The 14,922-nt window shown below is 28.8% G+C and carries 17 protein-coding genes; all 17 read left to right on the top strand.

Annotated elements, in window-relative coordinates:
- Positions 1–177 precede the first annotated feature (177 nt).
- The gene (locus tag MR593_RS05115; RefSeq protein WP_290690442.1) at positions 178–342 is read left to right on the top strand and encodes a hypothetical protein; all 165 of its coding nucleotides are present in this window, start codon (positions 178–180) and stop codon (positions 340–342) included.
- 165 nt (positions 343–507) lie between these two features.
- Positions 508–1,770, top strand: a complete 1,263-nt coding sequence (locus MR593_RS05110) for a VanW family protein (RefSeq protein ID WP_290690440.1) — start codon at positions 508–510, stop codon at positions 1,768–1,770.
- Between the two features lie 94 nt (positions 1,771–1,864).
- Positions 1,865–2,800, top strand: coding sequence for a protein kinase domain-containing protein (locus MR593_RS05105; RefSeq protein WP_290690439.1), 936 nt, complete (start codon positions 1,865–1,867; stop codon positions 2,798–2,800).
- Positions 2,801–2,852: 52 nt separating this feature from the next.
- The gene (locus MR593_RS05100; RefSeq protein ID WP_290690436.1) at positions 2,853–4,019 is read left to right on the top strand and encodes an AI-2E family transporter; all 1,167 of its coding nucleotides are present in this window, start codon (positions 2,853–2,855) and stop codon (positions 4,017–4,019) included.
- Positions 4,020–4,161: 142 nt separating this feature from the next.
- On the top strand, positions 4,162–5,382 hold the full coding sequence (locus MR593_RS05095; protein WP_290690433.1) for a vWA domain-containing protein: 1,221 nt from the start codon (positions 4,162–4,164) through the stop codon (positions 5,380–5,382).
- A gap of 39 nt (positions 5,383–5,421) precedes the next feature.
- A complete protein-coding gene (locus MR593_RS05090; protein ID WP_290690431.1) occupies positions 5,422–6,513 on the top strand; it encodes an AAA family ATPase in 1,092 nt (363 codons plus the stop codon).
- A 15-nt stretch (positions 6,514–6,528) separates the two neighbouring features.
- A complete protein-coding gene (locus tag MR593_RS05085; protein ID WP_290690428.1) occupies positions 6,529–7,419 on the top strand; it encodes a hypothetical protein in 891 nt (296 codons plus the stop codon).
- A 1-nt stretch (position 7,420) separates the two neighbouring features.
- Positions 7,421–8,101: a hypothetical protein gene (locus tag MR593_RS05080; protein ID WP_290690426.1), complete on the top strand. Its 681-nt coding sequence runs from the start codon at positions 7,421–7,423 to the stop codon at positions 8,099–8,101.
- Positions 8,102–8,123: 22 nt separating this feature from the next.
- On the top strand, positions 8,124–8,468 hold the full coding sequence (locus tag MR593_RS05075; RefSeq protein ID WP_290690425.1) for a hypothetical protein: 345 nt from the start codon (positions 8,124–8,126) through the stop codon (positions 8,466–8,468).
- Positions 8,469–8,588: 120 nt separating this feature from the next.
- Positions 8,589–9,641, top strand: a complete 1,053-nt coding sequence (locus MR593_RS05070) for a potassium channel family protein (protein ID WP_290690423.1) — start codon at positions 8,589–8,591, stop codon at positions 9,639–9,641.
- A 70-nt stretch (positions 9,642–9,711) separates the two neighbouring features.
- Positions 9,712–10,923, top strand: coding sequence for a D-alanyl-D-alanine carboxypeptidase family protein (locus tag MR593_RS05065; RefSeq protein ID WP_290690421.1), 1,212 nt, complete (start codon positions 9,712–9,714; stop codon positions 10,921–10,923).
- Between the two features lie 240 nt (positions 10,924–11,163).
- A complete protein-coding gene (rpsB, locus tag MR593_RS05060; protein WP_290690418.1) occupies positions 11,164–11,892 on the top strand; it encodes a 30S ribosomal protein S2 in 729 nt (242 codons plus the stop codon).
- A 132-nt stretch (positions 11,893–12,024) separates the two neighbouring features.
- The gene (gene tsf / locus MR593_RS05055; RefSeq protein WP_290690415.1) at positions 12,025–12,936 is read left to right on the top strand and encodes a translation elongation factor Ts; all 912 of its coding nucleotides are present in this window, start codon (positions 12,025–12,027) and stop codon (positions 12,934–12,936) included.
- An 80-nt stretch (positions 12,937–13,016) separates the two neighbouring features.
- A complete protein-coding gene (pyrH, locus tag MR593_RS05050; RefSeq protein ID WP_290690413.1) occupies positions 13,017–13,721 on the top strand; it encodes a UMP kinase in 705 nt (234 codons plus the stop codon).
- A 27-nt stretch (positions 13,722–13,748) separates the two neighbouring features.
- Positions 13,749–14,303, top strand: a complete 555-nt coding sequence (gene frr / locus MR593_RS05045; protein ID WP_290690411.1) for a ribosome recycling factor — start codon at positions 13,749–13,751, stop codon at positions 14,301–14,303.
- A 2-nt stretch (positions 14,304–14,305) separates the two neighbouring features.
- On the top strand, positions 14,306–14,509 hold the full coding sequence (locus tag MR593_RS05040) for a hypothetical protein (protein ID WP_290690409.1): 204 nt from the start codon (positions 14,306–14,308) through the stop codon (positions 14,507–14,509).
- A 33-nt stretch (positions 14,510–14,542) separates the two neighbouring features.
- Positions 14,543–14,922 (top strand): polyprenyl diphosphate synthase (uppS, locus tag MR593_RS05035; protein ID WP_290690408.1); only part of this gene is annotated, 380 nt, incomplete at its 3' end.

The raw sequence follows: 14,922 nt of genomic DNA, 5'->3' as shown, positions 1-14,922 counted from the left end.
AATAGTATAAAATTTTATAATTCTCTAAAAAAAAACAAAAAACTATTGAAATCGAACTAATGTTTGATGTATAATCTAACTATAGAACACGTGTTTGGAATTATAGAATAAATAATGTGAATATTTTTAAATATAATTAATATAATGTAATAAAATTTTAATTGAGGAGTGATTAAAATGACTGTAGCATACGAAAGAAAATTAGAAGAAATAACTTACTTAAACTTACAAAAGGGTGAAGTTACATTGATGCAATTAAATGAAATATACAATAGATTTGGTTTTATATTTATAGGAAGTGCTGGCAAATTTAAAGGGATAAAGAAGGAAAAGAAAAACTAAAAATTGTATATGTTTAAAATAAAAGCCTATTACAATAAAAATAGGTTTTTATTTTTGTAAATTTAAATTTTAGTAACAAAATGGTTACATTTATTTTATTTTATTGTTTTAATTTAACAATTAAAATATAATCTAAGAGTACATAGAAATGGGGTGAAGGTAAAAATGAGCGAGAATACAACTGTAAAAGAGGAAAATAATAAGAGTTTTTTTAAAAACAAAAGGAATGTATTTTTAATAATAGCGGCAGCAATAATAATTGTTTTTGTAGGTGGTTTAAATTATTTTACATCTAAATATTTATATAATGGAAAAATTGGACAAAATATTTATATAGAGGATGTAGAGGTATCTAATTTGACAAAACAAGAGGCTTTAGACATAGTAAATGCTAAATATCCTATGAAGGATTTAACATTATCCTATGATAACAAGGATTATAAGGTAACACCAGAAGATGTAGATTTATCTTATAATACAAAAGAGGTTGTGGAGGATGCATATAATCTAACTAGAGAAAATTCATATTTTTCTAATGTGATGAGTTATATCAATGCAAAATTCGGAGGGAAGGATTATACTATAAAGGCGTCTTTTGATGAAAAAAAATTAGATAAAAAAATTAAATCAGTATCTAAAAAAATAAACAAAAAATATCAAAATGCTTCTATTACAGTTTCATCTGGAATAACTGTTCATGAATCAAAAACAGGTCTTAAATGTGACGATGAAGCTAATAAAAAATCTATTAAAAAAGCATACTCTGATAAATCATATGAAAAAATAGCTTTAAAGGTAGATGTTACACAACCAAAAATAAAAACTGAAGATATAGAATGTATAGATTCTATGCTTGCTTCTTATTCGACTAGCTTTAACGCTTATCAATATGAAAGATCTTACAATATAGCTTTAGCTCTATCTAGATGTAATGGCACTATAGTGATGCCAGGAGAGACTTTCTCTTACAATGATTCTACAGGTCCAAGAGTGCTTAGCAATGGATTTAAAAATGCATCAGTTATATTAGCAGGACAATATCAAGATGCTCCAGGTGGAGGAGTTTGCCAAGGCTCTACTACTTTATTTAATGCAGTACTTTTATCAGGACTAGAAATAAAACAAGTTCAAAATCACAGCAAAACAGCAGCTTATGTTCCTAGAGGTAGAGATGCTATGGTAAATGATGGAGACAGTGATTTCAAATTTAAAAATAATTTCGATCATCCAGTTTACGTATCTTGCTATGCAGGAGGAGGAACAGCTAGTGCAAGTATATACGGCTGCTCTAAGGATAAAGTAGGAGTTAGCATAAAAACTAATTATTTTACATATAATGGTCTTCCAGGTGCAAAAACTTATAGAACAATAACTAAAAATGGAAAATCAAAGACAACTCATATATATACAGCTGTTTATCAAGAATAAATGTTAACTTTAAATTAAAAAGGCAAACTCGTTTTAGGTTTGTCTTTTTTTGTGATATAATATGTTGAAGTTAATTTTGAAGGCGGTAGATAAAGTGTTGATTATAGATAATAGATATGAAATTTACGATCAGGAAGAGGAAAGTTTAAAAATAGATGAGCTTTATAAAGCAAAAGATTTACAGCTTGATTTATTTGTATATATAAAAATACTTGAAAATAATAGAAATGTTAAAGATGATTTTATACCAGATTTAATAGATGAATCTACTATGATTTTGTCGATTGGCTCAAATAATATAGCTAAAATTTTAGATATTGGGGAATATAAATCTTTATATTATATAGTCAGTGAGTATTTTGAAGGTGTAAAGCTATATGACTTTGTAAACGATTTTAATTTAAGAGTAAAGGATATACTTTTTATAGGTAAACAAATTGTAGGTGCAATGAAAAATTGCGATGAAAAAAAATTGTACCATGGAGGTCTTAGACTAGATAATATTTTAGTAGGTAAAGATCTCGATATAAAAATCTACGACTTAGGTATAACTAAAGCAAATGGTGGAGTTAATATAAGAATGAACGACAATATATCGTTTTTATGCCCGCACCAATTGAATATAAATTATACAGATAGAGAGAGCGATTTTTTCTCTATAGGTATTATACTGTATTATTGTGTATTTAAAAAAATGCCATTTGAAATAGGAAATACAGACCTTAAAATGCTTAGAAATATAGACAAAGGAATTAAAATAGATCAAGATAAAGTTACAGTTTTAAATGAAGGTCTAGTACATATTATAAAAAAATTATTAGATAGAAAGGATAAATACCAAAGCTACAATGAAATTTTAATAGATTTAACAGAATTAATGTATGTAAAAGCTGATATTGTTAAAAATAATTATGTACATTTAGATGAAGATATTAATTATAATAAAAAAAGTAAAAAGGACAATTCTTTTATGATAAAATTTATATCAATAATTATGTGCATTATTATTTTAATAATGATAATCTTATAACATATAAGAAATTTACAGTCTTATAACTATTTGACGAGAAAGGGAGGAAGAAATGAAAATAAACTGGAACAGTAAATATAATACTATAGCTGTGTATACCTTAATTGTTATATGCTTGAGTACTATATTTTACCTTTTTGCATCACAGATAGGTTCATTTAGTGCCAAAATATATTTTTTAATTTCTATAATGAATCCATTTATTATTGGTTTTATATTGGCATATCTATTGAATTTTATACTAAAATTTTATGAGGAAAGACTTTTGACAAATATAAAATCTTTTAACAAAATTAAAAAAAAGAGAAAGAGATTTATAGGTATAGCACTTACATATTTGACATTTGGAGTACTTTTTTATCTATGTATACATTTTGTATTGCCACAGCTTACTGAGAGTATAGTAGGTATAGTAAATCAAATTCCTATATATGTTGAGGATGTGAGAAATCTTACTCAAGATCTTATTAAGGATTTACATGTAAACGAACAGATGGCTAATTTTATGGAAAATAAATTAAATGAATTAGTTACAAAAGCAATAACCTTTATAAGTGAAATAATGCCACTTATAGCTGATGTAATAATGAAGCTACTATCTAGTATTTGGAATATAGTATTAGGCCTTATAGTGTCTGTATACTTATTATTAGATAAAGAAAAGTTCTATGCTATATCTAAAAAAATAGTATGTGCAATGTTTAGTAAAAAGACTGCCGATAGAATTTTTGAATTGACTTACAGAAGCAATAACACTTTTGGTAGATTTTTAAGTGGTAAAATTATAGATTCAGCTATAATAGGTGTGATAAGTTTTATACTATTTACAATAGCTAAGATGCCTTATGTAGTTTTGATATCTGTAATAGTAGGTATTACAAACATAATACCATTTTTCGGACCATTTATAGGCGCAGTGCCTTGCTTCGTGCTTATATTGTTTGAATCTCCAATGAAAGCACTGATATTTTTAGCGTTGATATTCTTCATACAACAGCTTGATGGAAATGTGATAGGACCTAAGATATTAGGAGATTCTATCGGAATTTCAGCATTCTGGATATTATTTTCAATATTAGTAGCAGGAGAAATATTCGGATTTATGGGCATGATAATAGGTGTTCCACTATTTGCCGTTATATACTCTATAATCAAAGAAAATATAGAATACAGATTAAAAGAAAAAAATCTACCTACAGATACGAAGGATTATATGTAGATTAATAAAAGAACTCACATAGATAAAGAAATTTTTCTTCATGTGAGTTCTTTTTTTCGTATAAATATGGTCAATATTATTGTTAAAATCTGTAAAAAAGGTATAATTAAATAATGTGAACGTAATATTGGAGGTGATAAATTTGACGATAGAGGAAAGTATAAGTAAATTAAAAATTAATTTGATAAGAAAAAGACCTTTTTACGGTGTGATTTTGATGAAATTAAACGAGCTTAGAGAAAGTGATTCGACAGATATTGTCTGTACAGATGGTAGTACAATTTTTTATAATAGAGAATATATGGAAAATTTAACTGAGAGCGAAAGAAATTTTTATCTACTACATCAACTTTATCACTGTATTTTTATGCATCCAACGAGAATGGTAAACAAGGACAGCAAAATAGCAAATATAGCTGCAGATTATTTAGTTAACTACTATATAGATATGGAAAAGGAAGAATTTAGAAGAAATCAAATTATGATTTCTCCTCCAAAGGACGCCTTGATGGTAGAGAGTAGAGAAGATAAAGAGATGCTAGAAAAATTATCATTTGAGCAGTTATATGAGATAATATATAAGCAGAGCAAAAAACAAAAAGACAATACAGAAATAGACGACAACAGCAGCGGTCAAAATGGCGGTGGTCTCGGCAAAAATATAGATTTTCAAAATATCAAAGAAGATATAATGAGACCTAAAAATGTCCAAAAGACATCGTCAAATATGAGAAGAATAATACAAGAGAGCATCATAACTAATAAAATGCAGGGAAATAAATCGATGGGAGATATGCCTGGGAACTTATTTAGAAGAATAGAGGATTTGATAGGGACTAGACTTCCATGGCATAAATATTTGAGAAGATATTTGAGCAATATAGCTTCTGATGACTTGTCTTTTGATACTCCTGATAAAAACCATATATACAGGGATTTAATACTTCCAGGAGTTTACGAGGATGAGGAAAAGCTAGAGGATATATTATTTGTAATAGATACATCTGGTTCTATTTCAGATGACGATTTGAAGAATTTCATGTCTCAAGCATACGATGTGTGCAAGGACTTTAACGCCACAGGTAAAGTAATATTTTTTGACAGTATAGTACAGGATGTCTTCGAAATTGATAAGGATAATTTTGATAAGGCAAGACCAGCTGGAGGAGAGGGAACAAATGTCGATAGCGCACTAGGCTATATAAGAGATGAAAAATTAAAATATATATGTGCTATAGTTTTGACAGATGGATATTTTCCAAGACCAAATGTCTTAATTAGAAATGTGATTTGGTGTCTTACACAAGACGGCACTACTGATAATATAGAAGGTTATAAGGGATCTAAAATAATAAAAATGTAAGAAAATATGTTATAAAAATTTAAATAAAGGGGTTATAATATGTCTACTATAAACATAGAACAATTTGAAAAAATAGTTGAATTTAATATCGATAATAATATAAAGAGAGCTATTTTAGGACTTGGCTCTTCAGGTATAGGAAAATCTGCTGTAATCAAACAAATAGCAGATAGAAAAGGTATGGGATTAATAGATTTAAGACTTTTACTATATACAGAAACAGACTTAAAGGGTATCCCATTCCCTAATGAAGACAAAACTAGAACAAAATGGTTGCCAAATGATATCTTACCAAATGTCGAAAAGGACGGAGAAAAGGGAATTCTTTTAATTGAAGAGCTTACATCAGCTCCTAAGAGAGTTCAAGCTGCGGCATACCAATTAATTCAAGATAGAAAATTAGGAGAGTACGTACTTCCTGATGGTTGGTTTATCGTGGCTCTAGGTAATAGAGAGGACGACAACGGAGTATTTGTTCAAATGCCATCACCTCTTGCAAATAGATTTGAAATACACGACATAGGATACGATCTAGATATATGGAAGAAAAATTTCGCTTATAAAAACGGTATAAATCCTTTTGTAATAAGCTACTTGAACTTCAAACCAGGTGCTTTACATAACTTTGTGCCAGACAGCACATCTATGATATTCGCTTCACCTAGAACATGGCATGCAGTAAGCGACATATTAAATGCAAATGTATTTGATTTTGACGATGATATATTGAGATATAAAATCGAAGGTAATGTAGGTGAAATCGAATGTAATAGCTTTTTACAATTCTGCAAATTAAAAGATGAGCTTGTAAGTGTAGACGATATATTAAGCGGTGTAGAGGTCGAGGTTCCATCAGAACACGATAAAATATATCTACTAATCGGTAGTGTAATATCTAGATTAGAAGCTTTAAGACAAATAGATGATATAGACGATGTAGATGAAGATTTGCTAGATAAATTTTCAAATGCAATTAATTTCTTCTTGAAATTAAAACCTGAGTTTACAGTTTTAGCGCTTAAGGATTTAGTTTCATTAAATAAGAAACTAGTTAAGGGATTATTTATAGAGGAATTAGACAACGATGATATAATAGATTTTATTACAGAAAACGACTATATATTTGAATAATTTAGAAGGTGGATTATGGATAAAAAAGAACATATTGAAAGTGTAATTTTGGATTTTAGTAATACATTGAGTAACTTGTTCGATGAATATGAATTAGATATAACGTTGCCTATTGAAAAATGTCTTTCAACTGTGAGTATTAAGGATATCGTACCTACTCAGGAGGACACAATTTTCAATCAGCTAGACAGCATTTATCATAAGAGAATAAAGGAATTATTTTATACTTTAAAAAAGGTAGAGAGACTTGGAAATCCCAAAATTTATTACTACAAAAATAACGATATAAAGGTCACATCTTCTTTAATTGATAATTATAGATTAAATGGTGAGGTAGATAATTTATATACCTTTAAGACTAGCTATTTATCTAGATTAAAGGCGTTTTTAGAAGGTTTATCTCCTGTTAAATACATACAGTATTTAGTAGATATTGAGGGCTTGATTTTAGAATTAGGTGAGCCTAAAGTGACTATAGATGGTGCTAATATAATTTTAAGATATCCATTTGATGTTGAAAATATAGATGAAACTGTAGATCTTATAAAAAATGCATTTAAAAATTACAAAATGGAAGCTCTATCTTGCGTAGTAGTTTTAAGACAAAGTGAAAATGATATTTATGTCCCAGGAAAATATGAAAATTATTATTTTCCAGAATGCTTTAAGGATGCGTTAGATGATTTAGAAATTTTGAGCTTATTCAAATCAAAGACTGTTGAAATTATAATAGATGGAAAATTTGAAACTTTGTATTATTTTAGCGCCTATGAATATATGAACAATAAGACTAATAGACCTTATTGCTATATATATATTAAGGACAACAGACTTTTTGACTTGGAAAAATCTAAAATAATTAATAAGTTACTAAAATTACAAGATAATTTGGAAGTAGGAATTTAAAATGGTTAATACAGATAGTTTAATTAATAGAATATATGAAAGAATTGAACAATTAAAAGAGAAAAACATATTGGTTGAAGTAAAAATGCCTATAGATGAAAAGCATAAATTTTCTACATACAGTACTCATGAGCTTAATTCTGTTTCTTATAAAGTCATTTATGCTCCTAAAAATATAGTTTTATATGAAGATGAGTATTATATAAACTTTTTTCTAAATTACTTAATAAACTTAAATACTAAAAGCGATAAGATAAATTATCTTTTAGAAAATATAACAGAGGATACATATGTGAGCTTGGGAATGGTGGATTATAATAGTTATTTCCATTTTACTAAGGATAAGGTGATAATAAATATAGATAGCTTTTCTGAGTCTACAGAAAAATTTAAAAAGCTCATAAATATATACGACAAAGATCCTAAAACATTTATAAGAAATGTTGTCAATAATTCTCTTACAAATGAGTTTAATGACCTTATGAGAAAGGGAAAGATGAGATTTTTTAATTCCACTATTTTTAACGTAAAGGTAAAAGGTAAAAAATATGCAGTATTTACAACATCTAATGCACAGGAAAAAATAATGTATATATTAGATGAAGACAACAATTATATAGATATATTAGACGATAGATATTCAAAAATACTTAAAAAATTATCTTTGATAAATAGCCTTTAAAATTGAGATAGGGAGGAATTTTATGTATTATATAAATAAAACTTTTTTGTATTCTAAAAAAAATATCGCAGGGTTTGAGATATTAGATAACGAGGATAAGGATTTTAGATTGTTGTTACATGTGGATGAAACGATTGATTTTATAAAAAAACATGGAAATAGAATTTATAATGCAGTAGTCTACGAAAGTGGAAAAGATAATTTTGGAAGAGCTATTTACGATATAAAAGCAGATGGAGAGCATCTAAAGGATTTAAAGGATAGAGATATTATTTTTAATTTGGCCATAATATTTAACGATAGAAGCACTTACTATGAAGAGTATAAAGAGCTTTTTATGAAATATTTATGTGTTATGAATTTCTAATAATGAATAAAATGTGATAAATTGGAGAGAATATTTTTATAAAGAAATAGTATTGAGGCTGTGATCTTTATAAAGATATTCTTTTTTTTGTGGTGTAGTATTAAAGAGGGTCTAAATTTTATGAATTGTAACTGGAAATCTAAAGGCGATAAAGTTTGCAGTAGATATATAAGATCTGGAGAAGTTTGTGTTTTTCATAAGAAAAATAAAACTAAAAGGGAGAAAATACTCTTTAAACATTATTTAAAAAAGGAGAGGATAGCGAATTTCGTAGGTTTTTTATTCGAGGAGGACTTTGTCGTTAAGGATTTAGTAGACTACGATTACAATTATTTGAGGTTTGAAGAGTGTATTTTCTATAAAAAGGCTGATTTTTCGGATTTTGCGTTTAAAAAAAAGGTCGAAGTATTAAACTGCAGATTTTTAGATCAGGTGTTGTTTTCTAATTCTGAATTTAATGACGATTTAATTATTAAAAAAAATTATTTTAATCAACAGATAATAGACCAAAAGATATTTAAGCATACAAGTATAAATGGTCAAAGCTTTGAATTAATTGGAAATATTAATTTCCCTAGGTTAGACGGTATAGTATTTTCTAAAGAGAGCAAATTCATATTGAGGGATTGCCAATACGATATCCAAAATAGCTATATAGGCAAAATCAATTATACTATAGCTCAGATACAGGCTGAGCGAATTCACGATACTAAAAATATAGGATATTATAACTACTACGAGAGAAAATACAGCAATAATACTATCAATAGAAAAGATTTTAGAAATTACTCTGAGTATTTACTATCTAAAATACTAAATTATATAGCTCGAGAATTTATGGGATATGGAGAGCATCTCAGCAAGCTATTTTTTTATATCATATCGATAATAAGTGTATTTGCGATTTTGTATATGCTGATAGGTGTTACTAATTCATCAGGAGATATTGTGAGATTTGAATTTGAAAATATGAAGTCTTATTCGGTATTAGATGTGTTAAAGCTATATATAGAGTTTTGGTATTTTTCTCTTGTGACTTTTTCTACTGTTGGATTTGGAGATATGGCTATAAATGGAATTATAGGCAAGATTTTAGTTTGTGTAGAGGTTTTCATTGGAATTACTGTGCAGAGTACATGGGCAGCACTTATAATAAAGAGAATGTTTAGATAAGTTAATAATTGCTAGCTTTAAAATTTCTTCCTTGTGAAAAAATAAGAGCGTATTCATTATTACTGGGAAGGTGACAGCTTTGAAAAGTTTTATTTCAAAAATATTATTGGTATCTATGATTTTAAATATTTTTACATTTAATATTTGTCTAGCTTATGACAATATAGATTGCAACGATGTCGATATTTATTCAAAGGGATCCATATTGATAGACCAGCTTACAAATAGGACTCTATATCAAAAAAATCCAGATAAAAAGATGCCATTAGCTAGTTTGAGTAAGATGATGACATTTTTAATAGCTATAGAATCAATTGAAAATGGCAAGGTCAAAGAAGATGATTTAGTAGAAATAGATAAAGAAGCTGCAAAAGTTAGAGGATCTTCTTATAAGCTAAAGGAAGGAGAGAAGGTACCCTTAATAGAGCTTATGAACGGTCTGATGATTGTATCTGGAAATGATGCAGCTGTAGCTATCGCCAAATATATAGGAGGTAGTGTAGATAATTTTGTACAGATTATGAATAAAAGGACAAAAGAGCTAGGAATGAAAAATACCACTTTTGTAAACCCGAATGGTCTTCCTATTTATAGCTTAAAAGATCCAAAAATACCACCTATGGAAAACATATCTACACCGAGGGATATATCTATATTGGCTAAGTATATGTTTGATAATTATGAAAAGCAGGTTACATCTATAACGGATAAGCAGATTTATTCATATCCAGAGAGAAACTTTTGTAAAAACAATACAAATGTATTGCTCCAATTAATACCAGATGTCGATGGAGTAAAAACAGGGTATACTGGAAATGCTGGCTACTGTCTATGCTTTTCTATGAAGGTGTATAAAGGCAAAAACAAAAACGATATAGACAATAGATTAATAGGAGTTGTGTTAGGAACCAACCATAAGGACAAGAGGACAAAAGCTTCGCTATCTATGTTGAAATACGGCAAGGAGAATTTTGCTACAAAAAGCATTGTCAAAAAAGACGAGCTAATAGGTAAAAAGTATATATATGGAATAGATGAACTAGAGGTATGTTTAAAATCAGGTCAGGACTTATATATAATATGTAGAGAAGATGAGGATATAAAAAGTCAAATAACCATAAAAGAAATAACATATCCCGTAAAAAAAGGAGATATCTTAGGTATTATAAAATACTACGACTCTAGTGGAAACGAATTGGGTAAAATAGATATAGTCAGCGAAAATAATTTAGATAATGCTTCTTTTAAAACAAAATTGAAGATGTTTTTCAATAAGAAATAATTGTAAAGTATAAATTTTAAATCAATTTTGTAGCTGCATAACTCAATTTGAAGTTGAAATATAAATAATAAAAATATATTGAATTAAAATTATTGAAATTTGTTTTTTCCTATGATATACTACAAAAGGTGAAAAAATAAAAAATAAAAAAATACACACGAAAATGGGATCCTTAAAAGGTGCCAGCGATGGTCGATTAGGGAGTTGAACATTTCGGAGGTATAAAACCAGGAGGTAAAAATGGCAGTAATATCAATGAAACAATTATTAGAAGCTGGTGTTCACTTCGGACATCAAACAAGAAGATGGAACCCTAAAATGGCTAAATACATCTTCACAGAAAGAAACGGAATCTATATAATAGATTTACAAAAAACAGTTAAAAAAATCGAAGAAGCTTACAACTTCATGAAAGAAGTAGCTGAAAGTGGAAAACCAGTTTTATTCGTAGGAACTAAAAAACAAGCTCAAGAAGCTATAAAAGAAGAAGCTGAAAGATGCGGTATGTTCTACGTAAACGAAAGATGGTTAGGTGGTATGTTAACTAACTACAAAACTATCCAAACTAGAATCAAAAAATTAAGAGAATTAGAAAAAATGGAAGAAGATGGAACTTTTGATGTTCTTCCTAAAAAAGAAGTTATAAAATTAAATGCTTTAAAAGAAAAATTACAAAAGAACTTAAACGGTATAAAAGATATGCCTGAATTACCAGGTGCTATATTTGTAGTTGACCCAAGAAAAGAAAATATAGCTATACAAGAAGCAGCTAGATTAGGTATACCAGTAGTTGGTATAGTTGACACTAACTGTGACCCAGATGAATTAGATTACCCAATCCCAGGTAATGACGATGCTATAAGAGCTGTAAAATTAATAACTGGAGCAATGGCTACTGCAATAATCGAAGGAAGACAAGGTGCAGAAGAAGAAGTTGCTGAAGAAGAAGTAGAAGAAGTACAAGAATAATCTTTTAAGTAATTTTATTTAACTTTGAAATTAAGAGAAATTGTATTTATAAATACAATTTCTCAACTATGATAAAACTGAATGGTAAGGTTTCTCCTTGCCATTTTTAAAATAATAGGAGGAATTATAATTATGGCTAACGTAACTGCTAAGATGGTTAAAGAATTAAGAGATAGCACTGGAGCAGGAATGCTTGATTGTAAAAAAGCTTTAGTAGAAGCTGATGGAGATATGGATAAAGCTATCGATATATTAAGAGAAAAAGGTTTATCTAAAGCTGCTAAGAAAGCTGATAGAATAGCTGCTGAAGGTTTAGTAGCAATAAAAATAAGCGATGATAATACAAAAGCTACAGTAGTAGAAGTAAACTCAGAAACTGACTTCGTTGCTAAAAATGAAGATTTCAAAGCTTTCGTAGCTGATGCTGCTGATATGGCATTAAATACTACTGCTACAACTATAGAAGCTTTATTAGAAGAAAAACATCCAGAAGGAAAAGCATTAAAAGAAGTATTAAACGACAGAATAGCTACAATAGGAGAAAAATTAGACTTCAGAAGATTTGAAACTATAGCTTCAGAAGGACAAATAGCTGGATACATACATGGTGCTGGTAAAATAGGTGTTTTAGTTGAATTAGTAACTGAAGCTAGAGATGAAAAAGTATTAACATTAGGAAAAGATATAGCAATGCAAGTTGCTGCTATGAATCCTAAATATGTATCAAGAGACGACGTTGATGCTGAATACTTAGCTCATGAAACAGAAGTTTTAACTGCACAAGCATTAAACGAAGGAAAACCTGCTAACATAGTAGAAAAAATGATAAAAGGTAGATTAGAAAAAGAATTAAAAGAAGTTTGTTTATTAGAACAAACATTCGTTAAAGATTCTGATTATACAATAAAAAAATTAGTTGCTGAAGTAGCTAAAAACCTTGGTAGTGATATAAAAGTTGGTAAAGTAGTAAGATTCGAAGTTGGCGAAGGTATAGAAAAGAGAGAAGAAAACTTTGCAGAAGAAGTTGCTAAGCAACTTAAATAATCGACGACCACAAGAGAACACTTACGTGTTCTCTTTTTTATAATAAATAATAAAAAAGAATATACGTTAGGAGGATTTCTATGGATAAACCAAAATACAAAAGAGTATTATTAAAACTAAGTGGGGAAGCTTTAGCTGGAGATAAAGGTACTGGAATAAATAACGATGTTGTCAATGAAATTGCAGTAGCTATCAAAAAGGTTCAAGAAATAGGCGTTGAAGTCGCAGTAGTTGTAGGTGGAGGAAACTTCTGGAGAGGTAGAACTTCAGAAGGAATGGACAGAACTACAGCAGACTATATAGGAATGTTAGCAACAGTAATGAATGCATTAGCATTACAAGCTGCTTTAGAAAATATAGACGTACCTACTAGAGTTCAAACTGGTATTGAAATGAGACAAATAGCAGAACCTTATATCAGAAGAAGAGCAGTTAGACATTTAGAAAAAGAAAGAGTTGTAATATTTGGGTCAGGAACTGGAAATCCATACTTCTCAACAGATACAGCCGCAGCACTAAGAGCAGCAGAAATGGAAGCAGAAGTTATATTATTAGCTAAAAACGTAGATGGCGTATACGATAAAGATCCAAAGATATATGAAGATGCAAAAATGTTTGAAAAATTAACTTATCTTGATGTTATACAAAGAGAACTTAAGGTTATGGATTCAACAGCTACATCTTTATGTATGGATAATAAAATTCCAATAAAGGTATTTGAGCTTACAACGGAGAATATATTAAGAGCAGTATATGGTGAAAACATAGGTACAACTGTAGAATAATTATTAGATTAATTAGGAGGAACAAACATGAAAGAATTACAAAACAAATTACAAACAAAAATGGATAAGACAATAGAAGCTCTTAAATATGAATTTTCAACAATAAGAGCTGGTAGAGCAAACGCACAAATGCTAGACAAAATAAGAGTAGATTACTATGGAACTCCAACACCAATAAACCAAGTAGGATCTATATCTGTTCCTGAACCAAGAACTCTTCTTATCAACCCTTGGGATAAAAGTGCTATGAAAGAAATAGAAAAAGCAATAAGAAATTCTGACTTAGGACTTAATCCTACAAATGATGGAGACGTTATAAGATTAAATGTACCTGCATTAACTGAAGAAAGAAGAAAAGAATTAACTAAAAAAGCTAAAAAAGCTGCTGAAGAATTCAAAGTTAGAATAAGAAATGAAAGAAGAGACGCTAACGATAAACTTAAAAAAATGCAAAAAGACGGAGAAATAACTGAAGACGAATTAAAGAAGGGTCAAAACGACGTACAAAAATTAACTGACAAATATGTAAAAGAAATAGACGCTTTACTAGAAGTAAAAGAAAAAGACATAATGGCGGTATAATTTTGGAAGAGTATAATAGACTCTTAGGTCTTCATTTAGATGATGTAAAAAAATTTTTTGACGATAGAAATATTGAATATACTATTACAGAAATTCGAGGAAGAAAAGACAAGGATAAGCTTATAATTCCAAGAGTTATAAAGATATCTCAAAAAATAAATAGTATAGAATTAATTGTAACTTATTTTTCTGACTCCTTATCATAGGAGTCAGAAATTGTATTGGAGAGAAAATAAAATATGGACAATATGTTTTTTGATATAGATATGCAAAAATTGCCTAAACACATAGCCATCATAATGGATGGAAATGGAAGATGGGCGAAAAAGAGATTTTTACCTAGAACAGCTGGTCACAAAGCTGGTGTAGAAACTGTTAGAACTGTTATTAGAGAGTGCAAAAGATTAGGAATTAAATACGTAACTCTATATACTTTTTCTACAGAAAACTGGAAAAGACCTGCTCTAGAGGTAGAGACTTTGATGAATTTATTACAAACTTATTTAAAAAATGAAGTAGATGAATTAAATAGAAATAATGTAAAATTAACAGCTATTGGAGATATAGAAAAATTACCAAAGGCTTGTTTAGACGAACTAAAAAGAGCTATGGGATTAAC

Source organism: Intestinibacter sp. (assembly GCF_022780145.1).
In the GTDB taxonomy this organism is placed as follows: Bacteria; Bacillota; Clostridia; order Peptostreptococcales; family Peptostreptococcaceae; genus Intestinibacter.
Note: the sequence above shows the minus strand (reverse complement) of the source record. Positions and strands in the feature narration are given on the sequence as shown.